The organism is Sporosarcina sp. P18a, assembly GCF_002743135.1.
Lineage (GTDB): Bacteria > Bacillota > Bacilli > Bacillales_A > Planococcaceae > Sporosarcina.
Window position 1 is genome coordinate 331,091 of the sequence record NZ_PDYQ01000001.1, and the last position, 22,368, is coordinate 353,458.

Consider the following 22,368-nt stretch of genomic DNA (forward strand, 5'->3'; position numbering starts at 1 on the left):
ATGGAAATCATGAACGCGAAGGACATGCAGAAAATTACGGAGTTCGGGAAAGAGGAATTCGAAAAGGCTGTAATTAGTGGTTTGTTATTCAAAGATATTGTTTCTTTTGTAGAAAATTCAGCGCTCGAAGGTTATCAAGCTTGCGTATGGACATTTGAAGCATAACACGAAAGAGAAATAAGAGTTATTGCGAAAAAACTTGAATCACTTGGTTACATTTGCGAATTCAAGAGCGAAAAGAAGAAAATTTTATTGGGATATTGTTTTCAACACAGTCTGGAAATCGAATGGAGAGATGAAAAAGATGAAGATTAAATTCAAAGACTTACAACTCAAAAACTTTAAAAGTCACCAGGATCTATCCGTAAACTTTGGCGAGCGCACGGAAATCACTGGTGACAATGCAAAAGGTAAAAGTTCCATTACGGAAGCTATTACATGGCTATTATACGGCACGGACGCAGTGGGTAGCAAACTGGATCCAACGCCAGTGACGTATGAAGCGGACTCGATCGGTGTCTATCTGACGATGTTGAAAGACGAAGAACTATTGACGTTTGGCCGAGAAGCCAACGGCACACGCAACAAATTCATTTTAGATGATGTACCGTCAAAAGCTACCGAATTCAATGAAGTGATAAACGAAATGCTTCCGAAAGATTTATTCCTTTCACTATATAACCCGAATCATTTTTTTACACTTCATTGGGAAAAGCAGCGGGAAATGCTTTTAAGCTACACGATTCCACCTGCAAATAAAGAAGTTTTTGCCCAGTTGCCAAAACCACAAGCAGAGAAATTAGCCGTTTTGGTTAAAAAACACTCACTGGAAGACATCAACAAGATTCATCGTGACAATAAAAATAAAAAAGATAAAGCCTATATTGCTGCACAAAGCCGGACGAAAACATTACAAGAACAATTGCAACAATACGGCTCTATGATCCCACTTGAATCGTTAAAGGTGGAAGTAGCGCAGTTAATCAAAGAACGTAATGAAAAAGAAAAACATACCGATGCAGCTGGCGATACAAACGGACGGATACGCGTTTTGCAAAGTCAAATTGACGGTTTAACAAAACAAATCGATAACGGCCGTTTAAATCATACAAATTTGAAACAAAGAGAAATCGACATGAGTTGTCATGCATGCGGTCAGGATTTAACCGCAGAATCAAAATCGACAGCAGAAGAAAATAAAGAAGCACAGTTGAAATCTATCGCGGCTAGTGTAAATCCACTGATCCAACAACGGAAAGAATTACGTGAAGAATTGGCAACCTTAACCCCAGTCGACGTATCTGCTGAACTCAAAGAAGGCATACAGACCCTTCAATCTAAAATCGTAGAAATCGAACGGCAGATTGACAAACATAAGCAACTTGAATATTTGGAAGCCGATATTGAGGCGGCCAAGACATCCGAAAAAGAAACGAAAGAATCGCTCAATGAATCCATCTTTATTTTAGATGCAATCAAAGCTTTTCATGCAAAAGAGGCCGAATTGCAAGCAGAAAAAGTACAAGGTCTATTCAAAAACTTGTCTATCAAACTATTTGATGTTGTGAAATCTTCTGGCGAACTAAAGCCGACATTCGAGATCCAAATGGACGGTAAAGACTACCGCAAACTATCACTGTCTGAATCTATTCGCGCAGGTCTTGAATTGCGTGACGTTTTATCGGAGCAGAGTGGCATTACAGCACCTTGCTTTGTTGATAACGCGGAATCTATTACGAAGTTTGACGAACCGAATGGGCAGCTTATTATCAGTCGGGTTGTCGCTGGACAAGAATTGAAAATTGAAAGTGAGGGAAAATAAATGGCGAAATTCACAGTGGAAGTTGAACTAGATTGGATAAATGAAGAAAACGTTGATGAGGAAATCAAGAAAGAAGTTATCGCAGGGTTGCAAAACCGCATTACTCGTAATATTGAAAGCAAAATCGAAGAGGAAATGAACGAACGTATTAAGGGAGAAGTTGAGAAAATCGTCGATTCATTTTTGAAACAAGTCACTACTGATAAAATATCAGAAATTCAGATTCCACATAAAGAAAGCTCATATAGTTCAAAGGTTGAAATGATACCTATATCGGTGTTTATCGGAAAACGCTTCGAAAGTGCTTTAACAGAAAAAACTCTTAATGAAAGAGGCGGAAAATACGATAGATACGACGATAGAGGCGGGAAATACTCCATCCTTGAATATTTAACAAAGGGATATATTGCAGAAGAACTGAACGGAAAAATAATTGGCATGATCCAGCAGGCGAAAAATCAAGCAGAAGAATCTTTGGTTAAAAATTTGGAACAGAACTTACAACAGCAGCTAAACGCGGATATGATCAAGCGATTGAATATCCCTCAATTACTACAAAATCTTCAAAGCACTATTGAACAGGAGGGGATCGAATGAAAGCACTAGGAATCATTCGTAAAATCGACAATCTTGGAAGATTAGTCATCCCTATGGAAGTAAGAAAAACACAAGGCTGGGAAGAAGGACAAGCAATAGAGTTTTTCATGAACGGCAATAAACTCGTCATCCAGTCTTACGAAGGTGAACGCAAGAAGGAGGAGGCGATCGGCAAGCTTGAAAAATTGCGCGACAGCATAGAGGTCGGCATTGGTCGGCAGGAAATGGATTCAGTCATTGATTATTTGAAAGGTGTGGATTGAATATGGAAATTAAGGAAATCCAAGTGGGCTTCACCTACACGAAAAACTTAGGAAACTTCGAAAATGTGAAAGTAGATGCTGGCGCTCGTTTCACAGTTGAGCCTGGCCAAGATATTGATCAATTGTATTCCAAGGCCTACCGCGAAATGAAACAACAAATAAAATTCGGACTCAATGAGTTTGGAAAGGGTGTATTTTAATGCAACAAAATCAACTAACTACTCAACAATCATTAACACCAGAAATTAACGAGGCATTCCAACCACAAGTATTAGACGTGATCCGCAACTCGTTTGCCCCAACGGCAAGTGATTCAGAATTTCTTTTGTTCGCTCACAAAGCAGCTTCATACAATTTGGATCCATTTAAAAATGAAATCTTCTTTATTAAATATGGAAATACAGCGCGTATACAATTTGCCGCAGAAGCGTACTTGGCTAAAGCGCGTGAGCAAGAAGGTTTTCAGCCACCAGATACCCAGATGGTCCATGAAAACGACGAATTCAAAATTTCGATGAACAAGGAAACAAAAGATATGGAGGTAGAGCTTCATGAGATTGGGTTCCCCCGTGGAAAGATCATCGGTGCTTACTCTATCGCGTACCGTGATGGCCATCGTCCGGTGACTATCGTAATGGACATTAACGAGGTCTCACACATGTTCACGGGCCAGAATAAAGACAACTGGAATAAATGGACAAGCGACATGTTTGGTAAGCATGTGCAACAACGTGCGTTAAAACGTCAGTACGGTCTTGAATTCGACGATATTACTATTCCGCAAAATCAAGGTGTCGTTACTCCTGGAAATCGACAACCAAAAGATGTTACGCCTAAACAGGAAGTAATTGATCAACCGCAACCGGATCAAAAAACAGAAAGTGATCATCTACGCGATGAGATCAATGCGAAATTTAAACAACTTGGCATCAACAGTAATAAAGAGGCTTCTGATTGGTTGCAACTAAACGCACCGAATATCAATCCAAAGACCGCGACAGAATCCGAAATGCTTGGCTTGATTCAGTTGCTTGTTATGAATATTGAAATGGCAGAGGTGCAGCAGGCACAGGAAGACGATGCAATGCTGTGATTCATAAAACGTGCCGCGGGCTTTTATGTTCGCGGTCCAGTAAGGAGTTGAAAGTTTTGAAAATAGATATTCTGGCAAGTGGATCTGCAGGCAACTGCATTGCAATAACAGTCGGGGAGAAAACTATTCTGATCGATGCCGGAATTGCGAAGACGAAGATTGAAAAAGCATTGATGAATGTCAATATCAGGCCGGATCAAGTAGAAGCTGTTTTTATTACACATGCACATGGTGATCATGTTAAAGGTTTGCCATTCGCTAATAAATACGGGATTCCGGTTTATGCTGGGGCGGATGAATGGGAAAGTATCAAAAGCGTTGACGATGATTTGAAGTGTTCGGCTTTTAAGGAAAACGGTGTTTATGAATCTTTTATGTTTGATATGGGTGAAATGGCAGTCATCCCATTCGGGGTGCATCATGACGCTCGTGAGCCATTAGGCTATAAGGTGTTGGCAGGCAATAAACAGGTCTCGATCTGTTTAGATACCGGGCACGTAGATGCTGCCATGCTGTCAGCAATGGCAGACAGCGATATTTATGTCATAGAATCAAATCACGAGCCGCGAATGGTTGAAGCGTCATCCTACCCAAACAGCGTCAAAGCTCGGATCATTTCGCACATCGGACACTTGAGCAACCATCAGACCGCGGAAGCACTTTCCAAACTTGTCCAGGGCAACGGCGAACAAATTTACCTGGTCCATTTAAGTGATAAAAACAATATGCCAGCACTTGCTGCAATGACAGTAAAGCGTGAACTGCTAAAAAAAGGACTGACAGTCGGCAAACACTACGAATTGGAGGTCGTTTAAATGTATCTACAAATACACACGGATGACATGAAAAATATTTCACAAGCACTTGCAAAATTACAGGAAGAAAATAAAGCGCTAAAAAGTATGATTGACGCTGAACGACTGCATAACACGATAAGTGAGGTTGCTGACCGTATTGACCGATGGCTTGAACGTCCGTATCAAGGCGTAAGCGAGCAACAGGATATAGAAAGGTTTGCAGAGGAAATCACCAGATACATTGACAGCCAATTGAGAACTTGAACAGGGTGAGTGATTATGGCAAATCCACAAACAGAATACGGTTATACACGGATTGCCAATGAAATCCTCGAAGAGATCATGAAATTAAATCTCAACGGCACACAGTTCCGACTGGTCATGGCAATCTGGCGTTATACCTACGGATTCCAAAGAAAAAGTCATGAGTTGTCGTATGCTTTTCTTTCCCAAGCAATCGGTGTTAAAGATAGAAAAACTATTTTTAGAGAATTGAAAAGCTTGATTGAAAGGAAAGTTATTTATGTCGCAGGAAACGGAAAAAGAGGAGTGAATATATTGTCTTTCAATAAAAATTATACAGAATGGACGGACTGTCCCCCAATTAGCCAACAGTCAGCACTGTCGGCTAATACACCAACAGAACTGTTGGCTACGTCGCCTACAGAACTGTTGGCTAATCTGCCACCTAAGAAAGAAAGAACTAAAGAAAAGAATAAAGATACTCGTCAAACCCAAAAGTATGACGAGGACAACACTTATTTTAAAATGGCAATCTACTTCCACAAACGAGTTTCCCAGGTAGCAAATGATGCAGGAATTGCCCATCTTATTAAAAAGTCGAATATGCAGACATGGGCAGACGATATGAGAAAGCTTGTCGAGATCGATATGGTGGACAAGCAGTTGGCCAGGAAAGTTATGGATTGGGTAACGGAAGATTCTTTTTGGCGAACCAATGTATTATCCGCTAAAAAGCTACGTGAGAAATTCATGGACTTGGCAATAAAAATGAATGCAGAAAAACAACCTATGCAACCAAAGAATATCTATGATCCGCGAGATAAAGAGATAGCTTTCCAACAGCACTTACAAAATGGAGGCGATCCGAATGAATTTGACTGGAGTCGATGAAATGTCAGACGCGGAACAGTCCGTATTAGGTGCTATCTTTCTGGACCCTAACGTGCTGGACGATATTCATTTTATCGAAGACCGTGATTTTCTCGATGTACGTCATCAACAAATCTTTCGGGTTGTTAAATGGCTTGATCAGCGCAGCAAACCAATCGACGTGACAACGGTAGCTGAAATGTATATCCAACATAATAGGAAGAGCGATTTGAGTATCAGTTATATTACACAACTTGCAGCAGGTGTACCTACTACTTCTAACATTGTTCATTATGCAAATATCATTCGTTCTAAAGCCATTAGAAGACGTGGCATGGTTGTCGCTGATCAGATAAAAGAATTAATCCATGAGGATTTCGATTCTGACGAACAATATTTCGCGAAAGTAGAATCTTTAATTACTGATATGCGACCAGAAGACAATGGAAAAATGCAGAACTTTGCAGAAACCAGACGAGCGTATTTTGAACATTTACGTTCTCAAAACATTGACTACATGGAAACGAAATTCCCTAAATTCGATGGGTGGGCGCATGGATTATGGAGAGGTTGGCTATTTGTAAGTGCTGGCCGTCCATCCGTTGGTAAAACAGCTATGTTGTTGCAACGAGTAATAGGTGTAGCGCAATCTGGTCCAGTCCTTATCTGGTCACAAGAAATGGATGATAACGATTTAAAAGATCGGATGATCTCAAATATAACCGGAATTCCTTACGCAGCTATAACCAATAAAAGTCTGACGCCGAAACAATTAGGTTTTGTCGAAGAAGCCTATAACCAATTAGAGCGCCTGCCGCTTTATATACAAGATTCAAGTGGAGTGTCGATTGACGAAATTCGCGCAACGGCTAGAAGATTTAAACGACAATACGGTGAATTGGCCATGATTGCGGTGGATTACTTGCAAATCATGCATATCCCGCAAAAGAGCAATGAGACACGCGCTCAAGCAATCGGGAATGTAACAGGTGCAGCCAAACAAATCGCTAGGGATATGGGCTGTTGCTTTATGATGCTCTCTCAAATGACGCGAGACAGCGAGAATTTTAAGAAGCCGACACTGGCCCACTTGAAAGAATCAAGCTCTATTGAACAAGATGCTGATGTCGTTGAATTCTTATGGCACGATCAAAACGATTTGGATTCACAAGGCAAGGTGATCCAGCAGTTTATTGCGAAAGGTCGAAATATCGGGATCAATGAATTCCGCTTGTTATTCCGGGGATGGAAGCAACAGTTTGTGGAGCTTGATAAATAGTTGACGAATAATGCATAGTAATCGAATGCATATGTATAGAGCTAATCTCAAGTATACCCAAGCGAGGTGAACTATAAGAAAGTTAAATAAAGGCGATGAATTTCAGCATTATTTTTAACTTTCTTTTTGATCCGGACCAACCTATCCCCTTTTGGAGTAAGTTGGCTCTCTTTCATATCATCAAATCAAGAAGAAATTCAATGATTAGCAAGAGCAGTTTTTTTAGAAACCTTTTTTTATCCAGATCCATAAAAGTCACCTCGCTCTATTCAATTGTTTATTAGTATGTGCGCAAAACAGTTTTAAATGTGCTCAAAGAAAGAAGAATTGTTATGACTAAAGCGATAATCATAAATACAACTCCATCCGTCACGGTAACTAAACGTAAAACGATAAACCAACAATTCTCCAATATAAGGGTTTGCGGTTTGTACAGGATGATAGACCAATTAAACATAAAAAGGGAGATGGAAAGTGATGTTAAATTTTGAAGACTTAACGCCTGCGGGCAAACGAGCCGCGTTAGGTGATTGGACAAATAATATAAATATCCAAGACACAACTGACCGTATACGTACCTGGGCGGTCATGAGAGGGCTGGATGATGCAGATCCAGTTAAACAAATGCTAAAGCTGATGGAAGAAGTCGGAGAAGTTGCCGCAGCGCTCGCCCGTGGAGATATGGCAGCCGTGAAGGATGGCATCGGTGATGTGTATGTTGTTCAAACCATTTTATCTATGCAGCTAGGCACAAGTGTAGAAGAATGCGCTAGTATTGCTTACGAAGAAATTAAGGACCGTAAAGGTGACATGGTAAATGGAGTTTTTGTGAAAGAATCCGATCTAGTATGAGATTTGTAGGCATTGACCCTTCTACTAAAACTGGATTCGTTGCTCTCGATGAATATGGCCAGATTTTAAGAGTCAAAGAATTAATGGGCATTGGCGATAAGGATCCCGTTCGTATGATTACGTTAATCGATGAAGTTATGAGACACGTTGGAAAAGATGACTTGATTGTGATAGAGGGCTTCGGCTTTGCATCTCAGCAAGCTATACAATCCGGTGGTATCGGCTGGGGTATAAGAATGGCATTAACCAGGCGCGGCATGAAATATGTAGAAGTCGCTCCAAACGCGTTGAAGAAGTTTGTTAATGTAACCGGATGGAAAGGCGAAGCAGGCGACAAACAAAGGCTGCAAGGCGCAGAAAAGAAGAACGCTGTTATGGATTCAGTCAAGGAACATTTTGGATTTGTTCATAGTAGCGATAACGTAGTTGATGCATATGTCTTGGCTCAGATTGCTAAGTCGATTAAAAATAAATCGGTAAATTACCAATACCAAAAAGAAGTAATTGAAACAATTCTCACACCACCAAAAACCAAAAAGAAGGGTAGGAAATAATTATGAAAAAAATCGAATTGCACGTTTTATTTAAGAAGATTCAGAAGGATGACAAAAAGGAAGTTTTGGAGTTTCATATTTTGAGTGATGAGATCCCGCACAAATCAGAACTGATCAGCATGGCAGGCGGAATTGCAATTATTGAAGTGGAGGGTACGGATAAACTGACCGCCGAATTTAAGAGCGTTCAGAGGGATTCCAAGAAAGCCGCTTTGAAATTTGAAGTGAAAGGCGATAACAATGAAAAGATCGTGCAGCTGTATCGATTGGCCGGAAGCAATGTGAAGTTGACGTTGGAAGAAAGCCAGATGTCCGCTGAAGAGTTTTATGACGAAAATGAGCATGAGGGAATTGAATATAATCTTGATAAGAATGGAACAGTTGAAGTCGTAGACGGCCAGATTACTTCTGATGAAGTGCTTGCAGATGATGAACCGTTATTGCAGTAAGCTATAAGTAAATTAGGGACTCGGGGTAGGTGAGCATGTTGTATGAATGGCTACGAGATTATCAAAAAATAGAAGATGAATTATCTTATCTCGAATTTAATTTAGAACGTTCAGAATGCGAGTTGAAACGTTGGGTAAGCGGTGATTTAGCAGGCGTTAAATTATCTGCTGAATCAGATGGGGCGAAATTAGAAGAGCGCATTGAGCGAATACGAAATGAATTGTCCATCAAACAAAATGAACGATCTAACTTCATTAAATTGGTCAGTAAATTTAAAGGACTGGAACATAAAATACTCATGATGAAGTATGTGGAAGGATTAACCCTTGAAGAGATCGCGGAAGAATTAAGTTACAGTGCCAGCTATATTTATCAAAAGCATGCAGAGGTAGCTAAGATGATCCGGTTTGCTCATGAAATAAAACTTTCACTTTACTAACAGTAAGTAGTGAGTATGTTATCTATTGAAAATCCGCGATATAGTAAGAACATAAAGAACTGACAACACGGGCCTGGTTGGTACTGAGTTGTTAAGCTTTATCATTCAATCCTCCGATTCCATCCAGTTGTTCCGACTGGGTGGTATTCTTTTGTAAATAAAGAAGGACTTCGTACTTATTATGTCGAATAGGCATGATGGGGGGTGAGATATGTGACTTCGAAAGTAATAAGCTTCACGGATGATAAGGGTGAAACGGCTTGCGAATGCGGTGGTAAGCTTGTTTATCAAGAGAGATGGGACAAACTTTTTGATTCTTACGATTCAACGGTGCCAGCCTTCGATATGATTTACACTCGTATTTATCGAGATGGTCAACCTAAGTTTGTATGCGACAAATGCAAATTAGAAGTATTTGTGTTACCTGACTATGCTATGAAGAAATAATTGTGGAAGCCTCATCCATCAGGGTTTGGCTTTTTCTATGCTTATTTTACTATGAGTGGTTCTCTTTTCCTCCTGATTTGGTTACAATATCCAATAGGAGGTGAATGACTATGAAAAAACTATTAACACTTTTATTAGCTGCTGGTTTGTTGGCAGCTTGCAATGATGACAATCCAAAAGCTGAGCCTGAACAAGAACCAATCAAAGAGGAACTGCCAACTAAGGAAGAAGCGCAGCCGATTGAAGTTGAAGTCAATGCAGAACCGGTGATTGATGAGGATAACAAAGTGGTCATCAAAGGCGAGACCAATATACCAGATGGTGGAGAGTTGATGTTTACCGTTAGTGGTACTGGCTATGACGGTCAAACCAAGCAAGTTATAGCATACGGGAAGTTTCAAACGGAACCGTTTAGCAAAGAAGGAAAAGGATTGCCAGTCGGAGATTATACACTCTCTATTTCATTGTCCGTCGCTTCTACACAGGACGCCAAGTTTATTGAAGAAACCGGGGAGGAATATGAATTATTAACAGGAAACCTTATGGATGATGGAGATCTAGGAAAATCAATGAATTACGAAACTTCTTTCACGATTGAAGAAACAGTTCAAGAACCAGAAGACCAGTCGATGACAGAGGAAGAAGCCTCTGAGATTGTGGACTATTTCGGTTTAGGTGAGAGCGACGAGTTGGTTAGTGTGAATGTAAAGGATAATGAAATCAAAGCTGTTGTCAAACTAGGTGAGAATCAATTACTGACACTAGATCAATTGGCAGTCACCACATATAGTCAAGCATCTGATGAATTTCTCAACCATGAAGGATGGAATGTGTTAACCATGGAGTTTGTTGGAGTAGGTTCCATCAGTATGAACCGCGATCAGAAAGAAACTAATGAGGCTGGAGATTTCTTCCCAACAGTTGAGATTGAGAAGAAACTTAATGATTGATTAGGATGAAGCTGATGAAGCCTGAGCATTGTCATCCGATACGGTAACTGAAGTCACATCCATTAAGGGTGTGGCTTTTACTTTTACCTTGAAGACTATACACCATACAGTTACATAACAATCGTGTGCTAGTGGGTAGCAACTTACACCGAGTGTAGTGTGCATGTTGCTAGCTATCAGTAGAGCTTGCTATGGTGTGTAGTCTTGAGAGTAAAAGGAGGCTTGTCATATGCGCTCATAACAAGTCGCTGGGTCCTTCCCGGGGGTGTGACCCTATGCGGGGCTAACGACTCGCGCGGATTGCCTGTTTTTATTTAAAAAAAATTAGTTCGGAACTTCGGAGAGGGGATGAGTGACTTGGACGGATATAAGCGGGTAGATGACAAGGTGCTCATCTCCACTAAAGAACTGTGGAAGCTGCTAGGAATCAGCGACAGGACGCTCACCGACTGGAAGCGACAAGGGCTGACGCAGCATAGCCGCGGTTGGTGGGACTTGCAACATGTCCTGAAATGGCGAGGCGAAATTTACAACGGAGATTCCGAAGCGAGTAAGTCTGTAAACCTTCAACAAAAGAAGCTGGAAGCGGAAGTTGCGTTCAAGGAATCCCAGACGGAATTGTCGCGGTTGAAAGTAGATATTGCGGAAGGGAAATATATCGAAACAGAAATCGTAGAAGCGGAACTCACCCGCTTCTTTTTGATTTTCAAGAAGTCGGCCATGATGCTACCGCGCAAACTGATTGGTTTCATCACAGGATATATGGAGCCTATGGAATTGCGTAAAGTAGAGACACAGATGTCAGAACTGATAAACGAAGCGTTGGATCAGATGAGTGTGGACGGTGTTTATCGTGCCAAGAAAAAGTAAGGTTGAGCTGTCTCCATATTTAAGGAATGCATTGCGGAATTTGCGGCCACCTGAAAATCTGACGGTCAGTGAATGGGCTGAAAAACATCGGGTTCTTGACAGTAAAACAAGTGCGATACCCGGTAGGTGGTCGAATGACATTACACCTTATCTGAAAGACATTATGGACGAATTCAACAATCCAGAAACGGAAGAGATTGTATTCGTCAAACCTACACAAGTAGGCGGCACGGAGGCATTACAAAATATGCTGGGATATGTAGTGATGCAAGATCCTAACCCGGCTATGATTGTTTATCCGACTGATGACTTAGCAGAGTCGGTATCTGAAAACCGAGTGCAGCCGATGATGACAATTGTCCCCGAATTGAAAAGGAGATTCAACAAACAAGGTTCAAACCGTTTGGAATTACAGTTCGATGGCATGTATTTGTCTTTGACAGGCGCAAACTCTCCTGCATCTTTGTCCTCAAAGGCGATTCGCTATTTATTTATGGATGAAGTAGACAAGTACCCAGGGGCTTCGAAAAAGGAAGCGGACCCGGTACGGCTAGCCCGTGAAAGAACCAAAACGTTTTCTAACAGCAAGATCTTCATCACTTCCACCCCGACTGTGAAAAACGGACACATTTGGAAAGCGAAAGAGTCAGCGGACATCGAAAAACATTATAAGTTACCTTGTGTACACTGTGGAGATTTTATTGAATTAAAATTTCAGCAAGTCAAATGGCCAAAAGAAGAAGGGATGAGCAATGCAGACCGTGCAGAATTTGCAAACTATTGCTGTCAGGAATGTGGATGCATTATTACGGATCAGCACAAAATGCAGATGTTGAAATATGGCCGTTGGGAAGTTGTGAAGCAAAAAACACAATTTCCACGCAAGGTTGCCTACTGGATGAACACGCTGTATTCACCATTTGTTACATTCGCAGAAATCGCAAAAGAATTCATGGCGACGAAAGATGATCCGGAAGCGTTTCAAAACTTTGTCAACTCGTGGCTAGGTGAAGCATGGGAAGATACGAAACTGAAAACAAATTCTGATATGGTTCGTGAACGGCAGACAGACATTCCGGAATTTACTGTACCAGAATGGGCTGCTTTCCTTACCGGGGGTGTGGATGTGCAAGAAACAAGTTTGTACTATACAATTCGTGCTTGGGGCGAATATATGACATCGCAATTAGTGGCTAAGGGTCAAGTATCCAGCTTTACGGATATTGAACGAATAATGAATTCTGAATTTCAAAAGGAAAACGGTGAAAAGATGTTGGTCATGGCAACTGGCATCGACTCCGGTGATCAAACTGATGAAGTGTATGATTTCTGTTCCCGCAATAGCGAATGGGCAATTCCAGTCAAAGGTGTGGGTGATGGCTTACACCATTTCCGAATATCTAAAGTAAATCGTACTTCTTCTTCTGCGTATGGTATGCAGTTAATTTTGGTTGACGGTGGAAAATATAAGGACATGATAGCTTCCCGAATGCGCAAAAAGAATGGTACAGGATCGTGGATGGTTTACAAAGATATTGATGATGATTATTCGGAACAAGTAACTGCTGAACACAAAATCAATGAGAAGCGTAGCGGTCGCACTGTTCAAGTATGGGTACCCAAAACATCACATGCTGATAACCATTACCTGGACTGCGAGGTTTATAATTTTGCGATGGCAGATGTTCTTGGGATTCGGACGTTGCATTTATTGCAAGAAGAGTTACCAGAACAGGAAGATGTGAATGATCAAGCAGAGGGGTTCAATAATAGTTGGCTTGGTGACGTGAAAAAGTGGGTTTAGGAGTAGAAGGACAACCAGCAGATAATAAAGGTCAAACTCCACTTGGGCAAGTTGTTTCGACCTTTATTTTTCATACTGATGTCATTAATCGGTTATATTAGTGTCTTGATCAGTTGGATTCTCTGTGACTGAATCGAGGGATTCTTTTAGCAAGAGATCTAGTTTTTCGTTAATAACTTGATATTGTTCTTCTGATATTTGATTTACATTAGTTTTAGTTTGATTTTCAATCAAGATTTGTTCTTGAATGTGAATACTTCGTTCCTGTAATTCAGTTTGCTTACGTTCTTCAACCATTATCTCTTCATGACGCATTTGCTCGACGTTCATTCTCTCCTCATGGCGTTCTTGCTCTGTGATTCCATCTTGAAATTGCATCATCAACTGGATAATCATTAACATTATCGTGATGAAGCTTTCCCAAGTTATATTATTTTTGCTAACAGTATTGTACGTTTGACTTGGAACAGAAACTTCAGAAAGAATGTCTGAATTACCGGATTGATAGATTGTACTATCAATATTAGAGGTTAAATCAGCCAAAGAATCAAAGAGTGAATCAGGTATTAGATTGTTGAGATTCAAGGTTTGTGAGTCGATCAACCGACTAATATTTGTTTGCCAATTACTAAAACTCTTTATCTGACTAGCAACAGTTGCTTGGTCATTGATCATTTTTAACATTGGATCAAACATTGAGCTGTCAATTACATTTTTATTTAAGATACCTAAAGCATTCTGATTGATTTTAGACAAAGCGCTCATTTGATTAGCAATTTGATTAGTTACTGGATTTGAAACTTGCGACATTAATCTTTGAAATTTTGCTTGCTGTTTAAAAAAATCATCCATACCATTATTCATATTATTACCCCCCTCTGTGTAAATAGTAACACACTTGAAGGTGTGTAAATAGGTAGAAGAAAGGAGAAGAGGTATTTTGAATTTAGCTGAGAAGTTACAACAAATTAATGACGCAATTGCTGCCATTGAAATCGGTGGCCAAGAATACCAAATTGACAATCGTCGTCTAAGACGTGCGGATCTTTCATTGCTGTATCAGAGACAAAGAGAACTGCAGGCACAACTCGAGGCTGAGCAAATAGACGGCTCATTGTTTGGTAATACGTCTGTGGTGTTTTTCGATAGGAGGTAGCTTGAGTGAATTTTTTAGACAAGACGATAGGTTGGTTTTCACCTGAACGAGCGTATAAGCGAATAGGCTACCGGCAAGCCGTGGATGAGATGCGTTCTTACGATGCAGCCAGTGATGACCACCTGAATCAAGGCTGGCGTGCTGTTAATGCGAAAGCTGAAACAACGGATGGTATGTATCGTGATACAATTCGAGCACGCAGCCGTGATCTAGAACGTAATAGTGACATTTTAGAAAGCGTGATCTTGGCATTTGAACGAAATGTTGTAGGTGGAGGCTTCACCTTACAGGCCAAGACAGAAAATGAAGAACTTGATACAATGGTAGAAGCACTTTTCAAATTGTGGTGTCGTCCGAAAAATTGCGATGTGACACAGCAACAGAGCTTCACAGAAATATGCAAAATGATTGCGCGTCGTCAAAAAGTGGACGGGGGCATGTTGATTGTGATGCGCTACATCGATGATGGTGTTGTACCGCTATCCTTGCAACTGTATGAAGTGGATGATTTAGACACAATGATTCCACTCACTGAAAGAAAAAGAGTGGTAAATGGAATCGAGTATAATGCCTATAACCGTCCAGTTGCATATTACTTAAAAAAATATGATCCATACGGAAACTATAACGGTACATCTGAGCGAATTGACGCCAAAGATGTGCTTTTTTTGTTCCAGAAAAAGCGACCAAGTCAGTTACGCGAAATGAGCGAACTGTCATCCACCATTCCGCGTGTGCGTGACATGAATCAATTTATGGAAGCTGTGAGTGTGAAAGAACGTGTGGCTGCATTGTTGGCCGTATTGATTAAACGGATGATTCCAGGTGCAAACAATGGACAGTTCGCCGGTCGTGGTGCTACAGAAAAGCGCGCAGGGTATAACGGTAAAATGTTAAGTCCAGGCATGATCATGGAACTGAACCCGGGTGATGACGTTCATGTTGTACAGCCCCCTGCACAAGCTGCCAATTCAGCTGAGTTCATTCGATTACAACAACGTTTATCCGGTGCGTCACAAGGGATTTCATATGAAGTCACAGCGCGGGACATGTCGCAAGTAAACTATTCGTCTGCCAGACAGGGCTTACTAGAAGACCAAAAAACATATTTGATGCAGCAACAACACTTGATTGATCACTTTCTGACACCGATTTATGAAGCGTTCATTGAAGCGGCAGTTTTGGCCGGAAAGATTTCTATTAAGGATTTCTATACAAATAAAGAGCGGTATTTGCAGCATGAATGGATTGCACCAGGTATGAAGTGGATTGATCCATTGAAGGAAGCGAACGCAAACAAAATTATGTTAGAAAATAACTTGACGACTTTAGAAGACATTGCAGCATCTACCGGAAAAGATTGGCGTGAACTGGTCGAACAGCGCGCCATTGAGTTAGAATATATGGCCTTAAAGGGGGTGATAAGCAGTGAGTCCGGTACAAAAGCCGAAGAAATCGACAAGCTCATCGAAGAAACCGATGACGAAAAACCAGACGATGAAACGTGATTTATCCTTTAATGTTCGGTCGCTAGATGAAGAAAAACGTTCTTTTGAGCTTTCCTTTTCTTCTGAAGAACCATATCAACGTTGGTTTGGGTCGGAAATTTTATCCCATGAACCAGGTGCGATTGATCTAAGTCGACTTAATGAAATCGGTGTACTTTTATACAATCACAATCGTGACAAAGTAATTGGTCGCATCGATAAAGCATGGGCAAAAGATAATCGTGCCTATGCAACTGTGACATTTGACGACGACGCAGAAGCGGATGTGATATACCAAAAAACAAAAGCAGGTACTTTGCGTGCCGTCTCTGTCGGTTACACAGTAGATTCATGGGAAGAAGTAGCGGCAGGAAAATCCTCTTCAAACGGTAGGCATGCGGGTCCTTGTAGTGTGGCATTAAAATGGCAACCGTATGAAATTAGTATTGTCTCCGTGCCCGCAGATGCAACAGTTGGAGTGGGTCGAGAAATGGAAGAAGAGCCTATCGAGATGGAAAAAGGCGATTATTCGTATTATGAACGTCAAATTTTATTAAATCGAAACTTTGGAGGTATCACCAAATGACATTAGAACAAATGTTAGCACGTCAACAATCAATTGTGGATGCTGCAAAAGCCGAGAATAAACGTAGTTTAACTACAGAAGAACAAGCAGAGTTTGACCAATTACAGTCACAAATCGCTTCAATGCGTACAGCCGGGCCAACTTCGTCCGCTCCACCTGCTACATCGCCAGCGGACAATCAACGGATGATTGAGGATGAGCGTCAACGCACGTTAGAAATCACAACACTTTGCCGTGAATTCGGAATAGAAGCAGATTCATATATCAAATCAGGTGATTCAGTTGATCACGTCCGCAAGTTTATTCTTGAAAAACAAATCAAGGAACGTAGTCCCCAACCAACTGGCATTCAAATGGGGAAAGATGAGCGCGACAAGTTTCGTGAGGCGGCAGTTGACGGACTCGCTTTGCGTGTAGGTATGGGAATCGAAAAACCAAATGAAGGTGCAGAACAATTACGCAACTTATCTTTACGTGAAATTGTGAAGGAATCTCTGCAGCTAGAGGGTGTGAGTAATGCACACCGTTTAAGTGACGATGAACTCTTACGTCAACATTTAACGCCGACATCATTGTTTACAAACATCATCGATCAAACGGCGCGAACTGTATTCCAAAAAGCTTATACGGATGCCCAGACTTCATATCAGCACTGGACACGTCGCGGTACATTGACCGATTTCCGTCCATCTAAAACATATCAAGTTGGAACTGCAGGTGACTTATTGCTTGTTTCTGAAAACGGTGAACTGAAGCACGATGACCCGAATGGTGTGGAAGGTCCAACACGCCAACTGTTGACATATGGTCGCCAGTTTTCTATGTCGCGTCAAGCGTTCATTAATGACGATGTGAGCTTCATTCAGACGATTCCAGCGCTTTACGCTCAATCAGCGAGATTAGGTATTAATCGATTGGTTTATCAAACACTGGCACAAAACCCAGCGATTTGGGATGGCAAGACGCTATTCCATGAAGACCATAAAAATATTATGGCAACAGATGGTGCGCCGTCAGTTGATACGTTGTCACAAGCACGTCAATTGTTACGTAAACAAACGGCACCAGGTGGAGATGTGAAATTAAACATTCCGGCACGTTATCTACTTGTTCCTACTTCGATGGAAACTAGAGCAGGACAATTAATCGGCTCAACTGTTGATCCGTCCCAAGCGAATCCGAACATCCAAAATCCGTTCTACAATCAATTCAAAATTATTTCAGATGCTGAACTGGATGACGCAACGCCGAACGGAGAAAAGGAATGGTACGTTATGTCCGATCAATTACGTTCCCCAATTCAGGTAGACTTCTTGAATGGTAAAGATATGCCGACAATCGTAATGAAACAAGCGCCTGCAGGTCAGCTTGGATTCTTATGGGATATCTATATGGACTATGGTGTGACGGTTGTAGATTATCAGACAGTTGTTAAAAATAACGGACAATAAGAAAGGTGTGAATGATTCATGGTTCAAGCAATTTATGTTCAACGTGGTGAAACCATTGATTTTACTAATGGAACAGAAACAGATATTACAGCGGGTGAAGTGATCACATTAGACACTCGTATTGGTATAGCAGCTACTTCTATTTCGGTAGGTACAAAAGGTGCCTTGAATGTGGTGGGTGTCTATGATTTTCCCGCACTGACAACTGAAGCGTTGACAGTTGGGCAACCTGTTTATTTCACAGATGGAAAAGTAGTAGCTACCGAAACAGGTACCGTTCTGGCAGGTTGGGTTGTGGAACCTAAGACACAAGCAGGAGCAGTCGCCCGTGTGAAAATTGATTAACTAGAGGGGGCAGCAATTATGGCAATTGTTTTAGAAGCATTGACTTATGTTTGGTTTGCGGGTCGGATGATAGAGCCTGGCAAAAAGTTTTCGGCAGATGATGAATTCGGTAAGAAATTGATTCAAGGCGGGTCAGCCAGGGTGCATAAAGCATTTGAACGTGAACAAGCCGAGCCTGAACCCGCTGGCGGGTTGGAGAAAACTTTAATGGTGTTAAAACTGGATGAATTAAAGGCGCTGGCCAAGAAACATCAGATTTTATTGACGTCTGAAGACAACACAAAAGCTGAAATAACTAAAAAATTAATAGAAGCGGATGTGATGCTAGATGAAACGGATGTTTAAAGACTTCGCAACAGAGGACTTGAACGTTTTTTTTAATTTAAATGAAATGGCGGATATGCATGAGCTCGATGGCGCGGAGCTACCCATCCTTGTGGTGACAACAAAAGCGGATGATAAGTTGAGTGGTATGCCGCGCGATCAGATATATGCGAGCCAAGAAGTTTATAAGACGTACCGCACTATTTACGTAAAGACCTCTGACTTCTTCATTCCGAAAATCGACAGTGTGATTACACTGGACGGAAAGGAATATTACGTTGAAGAAACATCCGATGAATCGGGCGTCATCAAAATTGTGGTGTCTGCAAACGAAAGCTAGGTGTAGCGGATGATTACATTAGATATTCATAAGGTCGGGGAAATCGAACGGCTTCTAAGTCAAACACCAGATCAGGTGAATCGTGTGTTGGCAACTGCGATTAACAGTTCTGCTTCACACGGTAGACGGAGAGCAGCTAAAGCTGTACGAAAAGAGTATGTTGTCGATCGTACAGGTGCGATGAAGGATTTGAAAATGATTCGTGCCACTCCTGGTTATTTAAGGGCAACCTTAAAATCAGAAGGAAAACCGATTGAACTTTTCAAATTCGATACTATACCCAGGTTTCCAGACGTTGCAAAAGTGCGAGCTAGGGTTAAAAAGTCTAGTTCGCATAAAACTATTGAAAGTGCATTTGTGTCACAAATGGGTAGTGGTCATATAAATGTATTTGAACGTGTGGGAACAAGCAGATTACCTATAAAGGGGCTTTATTCACCATCATTGCCTCAGATGTATGGAAATGATGAAGTTATTAAAGATGTGGATACAGAAGTTGAAAAACGTCTTGATCAAGAACTTAGCAAAGCACTTGAAAAAATGTTGTGGGGGTAGGATATGCACTCGTTAGATATCTTAGATCACATAGTAGAGTTTATCAGAAATAACTTATCCGAAATGCGGTATCAGACAAAGGATGAAAATGTCTTGAAACCACCAACTGTTTTTGATGGATACTTGCCACCCAAGAAAAACCGTCGAGGGGAAACAGAACAAGAAGACTATCCATTTGTTATTGTTCGCTATTTAGGGGAAACGGATGAAGTCCACAAAGAAAATCATATGCGTTTCCGTTTACTTGTAGGGACCTATAACCGCGATGAACAGCATGGCTGGAAAGACACGCTCACTATCATGAATCGAATCAAGTTTGCATTGAAGGAGCAACAGGTCATAGGTTCGGCAAATTTAACAGGAAGCGTAGAAAGCGCGCTTTTCGAAGACCAAGCAAGACCGACGTGGCACGGAATTATGGAAGTCGAATTCGAAACGCCACAAATCCAATGGAATAGGAGTGCATGGCCAGATGACTATTAAAGAAGAGAAGGAAGAAGTCCTTCCAAAAGTAAAAAGCAAGCAAGCGCTAATTGAAGAAGTGAAAGAGACATCCGCAGCAGTGCAGGATGTCTCTATTTATGTTGGCCCGACATCTAAACTTTTGACTAGATATGCATCGTTTACTGGTGGATTGCCAACGCATATTTCGGAGCACTTTGAAAAGTGTAAATCGTTGCAAAAGATGTTTATTCCGACGTCAAAATTTATTGAGTTTGAGCAATCTTTAAAGGATCCGTCTTCTGCTGAAACAATGCTGTTTAATAAAGTTCGAGACTACTTCACTGGTGAGGTGAAAATGTTATGACATTTCGTCACGGTTCAAGAGTTACAGAAGCACCGACGTCTTTGCTTGTTCCTATCGTTGCAACAGCGGCATTACCAGTAGTATTTGGTACCGCGCCAATTCATTTGGCTAAGACCAGGGAGAATGTGAATAAAATTGTTGTCGCTTATTCATTTGGCGAGGCGCAAGCTGCATTAGGTTATTCGAGCGAGTGGGGAGATTACACATTATGCGAAGCGATGGATGCGGCATTCCGTCAGTTCAATGTGGCGCCTGTAATTTTTGTAAACACACTAGATCCAGAAATTCACAATAAAGTTGGAAGCGAAGAAGTTCCTATTGTAAACAAAAAAGCAACGCTCGAAGCGTCTGGTGTATTACTAGACACTTTAAAACTGGAAACTTCTGAATCTCTACCATTGATTGTAGATGAAGACTATGTAGCCAGCTTCAATGATAAAGGGAAAGTTACGATTGCGATGTTGACCGATGACGTAACTGTCACTGCATCTTATACACAGTTAGCGCCAGAACTAGTTACACATGACCATATTATCGGTGGTTCTAACGTGGACACTGGCGAATTAAAGGGGCTAGAGCTACTAAATTCGGTGTTCCCTAAAACGGGAATGGTTCCAGGATTAGTATTAGCTCCTAAGTTTTCTAAGAATCCCATGGTTGCGGCTGTTATGAAGGCAAAAGCATCTGTTATTAACACCTACTTCCGCGCTGCATCACTAGATGATATCGATACGAAAGAAGCCAATGTCTATACGAAAGCAAACGAATGGAAGAATCAAAACAACTATACAGGAACGAATGAAATCGTTAGTTGGCCACTTATTGGGTTAGGGGATAACGTCTATCACCTTTCTACTCAACTAGCGTTCCGTATTGTTAAAACTACTGCAGATAATGGCGATTATCCATACGAATCTCCATCTAATAAAAATCTACAGATGAACAAACTACTTGTTGAAACGGATGATGGCTACAAAGAAGTGGAACTGGGCCCAGATCAGGCGGAACTTTTAAATAGCCAGGGAATTGTAACGGCTCTTAATTTCATTGGTGGTTTCAAAGCGTGGGGGAATAATACAGGGGCGTATCCATCAAATACAGATGTTAAAGACATCTTTATTCCGGTGCGGATCACTCACAACTGGATTGCAAACTCTATCATCTTGACGACTTGGAGTAAAGTAGACGGTCCAATTCGTGGGCGATTAATCGATTCGATACTTGATACGATGAATATGTGGCTAAACGGTCTTCAGTCGCAAGAAGTGATCTTAGGAGGACGTGTCGAGTACCGTCAAGAAGACAATCCAAAGACAGATTTAATTAGTGGTAAGTTACGTTTCCGCTATTTTGTAGCAGAGCCGACTCCTGCACAAGACATCGAAAATATCTTAGAATTCGACGCAAATTATTACGATAATTTGTTTGTTGAATAAGAGGAGGAAAAATAGTGAGTATGATTCCAGAAAAGATGAATGACTCCCGGATATACGTGAATGAAAGCCCGGAAATTAAAGGGATTGGAGATCTTCAGCTTCCATCATTTGATGGAATGACAGAAACAATGAATGGAGCAGGAGTGTTGGGAGAGTATGAATCTGCCAACATTGGTCATATGCAATCGATGAAGTTAACTATCAACTGGACAACAACTATTGATAAAGCCATGGTTGCATTTTATAAGCAAGGATCATTAAAGGTTGATTGTCGTCTAGCAGATCAAAATTACGATCAAAATGCTTCAAGACACAAGTTCCTTGCTAAACGTGTGTTGGTTCATGGTCATGTTATTAAGCATGATTTCGGTAAAGCGGCGAAAGGTAGTCCGTATGAAGGATCCACAGAAATTGAAGTACTCTACATCAAGGTAGAGAGTGAAAAGCAAGTGCTAGTCGAGTACGACAGAATAAATTATATCTATATGGTTGATGGAGTAGACATGCTAGCAGAATTACGTGCAGCACTAGGTATATAAAAAGGGGGAAA

The 22,368-nt window shown here is 41.1% G+C and carries 31 protein-coding genes; 30 read left to right on the plus strand and 1 reads right to left on the minus strand.

Annotated elements, in window-relative coordinates; genetic code table 11:
- From CSV75_RS16175 to CSV75_RS01705, 18 genes are all read left to right on the plus strand, one after another.
- Entirely contained in the window at positions 1 to 165 is a 165-nt protein-coding gene (locus CSV75_RS16175) for a hypothetical protein (protein ID WP_158231558.1), read from the plus strand.
- A 139-nt stretch (positions 166 to 304) separates the two neighbouring features.
- The gene (locus tag CSV75_RS01625) at positions 305 to 1,822 is read left to right on the plus strand and encodes an AAA family ATPase (RefSeq protein ID WP_099675313.1); all 1,518 of its coding nucleotides are present in this window, start codon (positions 305 to 307) and stop codon (positions 1,820 to 1,822) included.
- A complete protein-coding gene (locus CSV75_RS01630; protein ID WP_099674466.1) occupies positions 1,823 to 2,419 on the plus strand; it encodes a hypothetical protein in 597 nt (198 codons plus the stop codon).
- Positions 2,416 to 2,682 carry an AbrB/MazE/SpoVT family DNA-binding domain-containing protein gene (locus tag CSV75_RS01635; RefSeq protein ID WP_099674467.1) on the plus strand — a complete coding sequence of 89 codons (267 nt, stop codon included), beginning with the start codon at positions 2,416 to 2,418 and terminating at the stop codon, positions 2,680 to 2,682. Before CSV75_RS01630 ends, CSV75_RS01635 begins: the two co-directional genes overlap by 4 nt.
- Positions 2,683 to 2,684: 2 nt before the next feature.
- A complete protein-coding gene (locus tag CSV75_RS01640) occupies positions 2,685 to 2,882 on the plus strand; it encodes a hypothetical protein (protein WP_099674468.1) in 198 nt (65 codons plus the stop codon).
- Positions 2,882 to 3,775: a RecT family recombinase gene (locus CSV75_RS01645; protein WP_099674469.1), complete on the plus strand. Its 894-nt coding sequence runs from the start codon at positions 2,882 to 2,884 to the stop codon at positions 3,773 to 3,775. The genes CSV75_RS01640 and CSV75_RS01645 overlap by 1 nt, the downstream gene beginning before the upstream one ends.
- Before the next feature lie 56 nt (positions 3,776 to 3,831).
- Positions 3,832 to 4,590, plus strand: coding sequence for an MBL fold metallo-hydrolase (locus CSV75_RS01650; RefSeq protein ID WP_099674470.1), 759 nt, complete (start codon positions 3,832 to 3,834; stop codon positions 4,588 to 4,590).
- Positions 4,591 to 4,836, plus strand: coding sequence for a hypothetical protein (locus CSV75_RS01655; RefSeq protein WP_099674471.1), 246 nt, complete (start codon positions 4,591 to 4,593; stop codon positions 4,834 to 4,836).
- 15 nt (positions 4,837 to 4,851) lie between these two features.
- Complete coding sequence (locus tag CSV75_RS01660; protein WP_099674472.1) at positions 4,852 to 5,706, plus strand: replication protein; 855 nt, start codon at positions 4,852 to 4,854, stop codon at positions 5,704 to 5,706.
- A complete protein-coding gene (locus CSV75_RS01665) occupies positions 5,684 to 6,964 on the plus strand; it encodes a replicative DNA helicase (protein WP_099674473.1) in 1,281 nt (426 codons plus the stop codon). The genes CSV75_RS01660 and CSV75_RS01665 overlap by 23 nt, the downstream gene beginning before the upstream one ends.
- A gap of 477 nt (positions 6,965 to 7,441) precedes the next feature.
- The gene (locus CSV75_RS01670) at positions 7,442 to 7,816 is read left to right on the plus strand and encodes a MazG-like family protein (protein ID WP_099674474.1); all 375 of its coding nucleotides are present in this window, start codon (positions 7,442 to 7,444) and stop codon (positions 7,814 to 7,816) included.
- Positions 7,813 to 8,370, plus strand: a complete 558-nt coding sequence (locus tag CSV75_RS01675) for a RuvC family protein (RefSeq protein ID WP_099674475.1) — start codon at positions 7,813 to 7,815, stop codon at positions 8,368 to 8,370. The genes CSV75_RS01670 and CSV75_RS01675 overlap by 4 nt, the downstream gene beginning before the upstream one ends.
- A 2-nt stretch (positions 8,371 to 8,372) precedes the next feature.
- Complete coding sequence (locus CSV75_RS01680) at positions 8,373 to 8,819, plus strand: hypothetical protein (RefSeq protein ID WP_099674476.1); 447 nt, start codon at positions 8,373 to 8,375, stop codon at positions 8,817 to 8,819.
- Positions 8,820 to 8,857: 38 nt separating this feature from the next.
- On the plus strand, positions 8,858 to 9,259 hold the full coding sequence (locus CSV75_RS01685; protein ID WP_099675314.1) for a sigma factor-like helix-turn-helix DNA-binding protein: 402 nt from the start codon (positions 8,858 to 8,860) through the stop codon (positions 9,257 to 9,259).
- Between the two features lie 213 nt (positions 9,260 to 9,472).
- Complete coding sequence (locus tag CSV75_RS01690) at positions 9,473 to 9,706, plus strand: hypothetical protein (protein ID WP_099674477.1); 234 nt, start codon at positions 9,473 to 9,475, stop codon at positions 9,704 to 9,706.
- A gap of 110 nt (positions 9,707 to 9,816) precedes the next feature.
- Positions 9,817 to 10,656, plus strand: a complete 840-nt coding sequence (locus CSV75_RS01695) for a hypothetical protein (protein ID WP_099674478.1) — start codon at positions 9,817 to 9,819, stop codon at positions 10,654 to 10,656.
- A gap of 357 nt (positions 10,657 to 11,013) precedes the next feature.
- A complete protein-coding gene (locus CSV75_RS01700) occupies positions 11,014 to 11,526 on the plus strand; it encodes a hypothetical protein (RefSeq protein ID WP_099674479.1) in 513 nt (170 codons plus the stop codon).
- Positions 11,510 to 13,330 carry a phage terminase large subunit family protein gene (locus CSV75_RS01705; protein ID WP_099675315.1) on the plus strand — a complete coding sequence of 607 codons (1,821 nt, stop codon included), beginning with the start codon at positions 11,510 to 11,512 and terminating at the stop codon, positions 13,328 to 13,330. Before CSV75_RS01700 ends, CSV75_RS01705 begins: the two co-directional genes overlap by 17 nt.
- A gap of 84 nt (positions 13,331 to 13,414) precedes the next feature.
- Here the strand turns inward: CSV75_RS01705 and CSV75_RS01710 are convergent, their stop codons facing one another.
- A complete protein-coding gene (locus tag CSV75_RS01710) occupies positions 13,415 to 14,194 on the minus strand; it encodes a hypothetical protein (protein WP_099674480.1) in 780 nt (259 codons plus the stop codon).
- Between the two features lie 76 nt (positions 14,195 to 14,270).
- On the opposite strand from CSV75_RS01710, the gene CSV75_RS01715 reads away from it, so the two are divergent.
- From CSV75_RS01715 to CSV75_RS01770, 12 genes are read left to right on the plus strand one after another with little or no spacing between them, the layout of a single operon-like run.
- Positions 14,271 to 14,486: a peptidylprolyl isomerase gene (locus CSV75_RS01715; RefSeq protein ID WP_199171280.1), complete on the plus strand. Its 216-nt coding sequence runs from the start codon at positions 14,271 to 14,273 to the stop codon at positions 14,484 to 14,486.
- A gap of 5 nt (positions 14,487 to 14,491) precedes the next feature.
- Entirely contained in the window at positions 14,492 to 15,994 is a 1,503-nt protein-coding gene (locus tag CSV75_RS01720; RefSeq protein ID WP_099674482.1) for a phage portal protein, read from the plus strand.
- A complete protein-coding gene (locus CSV75_RS01725; RefSeq protein ID WP_233191563.1) occupies positions 15,915 to 16,559 on the plus strand; it encodes an HK97 family phage prohead protease in 645 nt (214 codons plus the stop codon). Before CSV75_RS01720 ends, CSV75_RS01725 begins: the two co-directional genes overlap by 80 nt.
- Entirely contained in the window at positions 16,556 to 18,010 is a 1,455-nt protein-coding gene (locus CSV75_RS01730; RefSeq protein WP_199171281.1) for a phage major capsid protein, read from the plus strand. Before CSV75_RS01725 ends, CSV75_RS01730 begins: the two co-directional genes overlap by 4 nt.
- Before the next feature lie 18 nt (positions 18,011 to 18,028).
- On the plus strand, positions 18,029 to 18,355 hold the full coding sequence (locus CSV75_RS01735; protein ID WP_099674484.1) for a DUF2190 family protein: 327 nt from the start codon (positions 18,029 to 18,031) through the stop codon (positions 18,353 to 18,355).
- 18 nt (positions 18,356 to 18,373) lie between these two features.
- Positions 18,374 to 18,700: a hypothetical protein gene (locus CSV75_RS01740; RefSeq protein WP_099674485.1), complete on the plus strand. Its 327-nt coding sequence runs from the start codon at positions 18,374 to 18,376 to the stop codon at positions 18,698 to 18,700.
- Positions 18,684 to 19,019 carry a hypothetical protein gene (locus CSV75_RS01745; RefSeq protein ID WP_099674486.1) on the plus strand — a complete coding sequence of 112 codons (336 nt, stop codon included), beginning with the start codon at positions 18,684 to 18,686 and terminating at the stop codon, positions 19,017 to 19,019. The genes CSV75_RS01740 and CSV75_RS01745 overlap by 17 nt, the downstream gene beginning before the upstream one ends.
- 9 nt (positions 19,020 to 19,028) lie before the next feature.
- A complete protein-coding gene (locus tag CSV75_RS01750) occupies positions 19,029 to 19,574 on the plus strand; it encodes a phage tail protein (RefSeq protein ID WP_099674487.1) in 546 nt (181 codons plus the stop codon).
- Between the two features lie 3 nt (positions 19,575 to 19,577).
- The gene (locus CSV75_RS01755) at positions 19,578 to 20,057 is read left to right on the plus strand and encodes a hypothetical protein (RefSeq protein ID WP_099674488.1); all 480 of its coding nucleotides are present in this window, start codon (positions 19,578 to 19,580) and stop codon (positions 20,055 to 20,057) included.
- Positions 20,047 to 20,382, plus strand: coding sequence for a hypothetical protein (locus CSV75_RS01760; RefSeq protein ID WP_099674489.1), 336 nt, complete (start codon positions 20,047 to 20,049; stop codon positions 20,380 to 20,382). The genes CSV75_RS01755 and CSV75_RS01760 overlap by 11 nt, the downstream gene beginning before the upstream one ends.
- On the plus strand, positions 20,379 to 21,818 hold the full coding sequence (locus CSV75_RS01765) for a phage tail sheath family protein (RefSeq protein ID WP_099674490.1): 1,440 nt from the start codon (positions 20,379 to 20,381) through the stop codon (positions 21,816 to 21,818). Before CSV75_RS01760 ends, CSV75_RS01765 begins: the two co-directional genes overlap by 4 nt.
- A gap of 20 nt (positions 21,819 to 21,838) precedes the next feature.
- Complete coding sequence (locus CSV75_RS01770) at positions 21,839 to 22,357, plus strand: phage major tail tube protein (protein WP_233191609.1); 519 nt, start codon at positions 21,839 to 21,841, stop codon at positions 22,355 to 22,357.
- Positions 22,358 to 22,368: the final 11 nt, after the last annotated feature.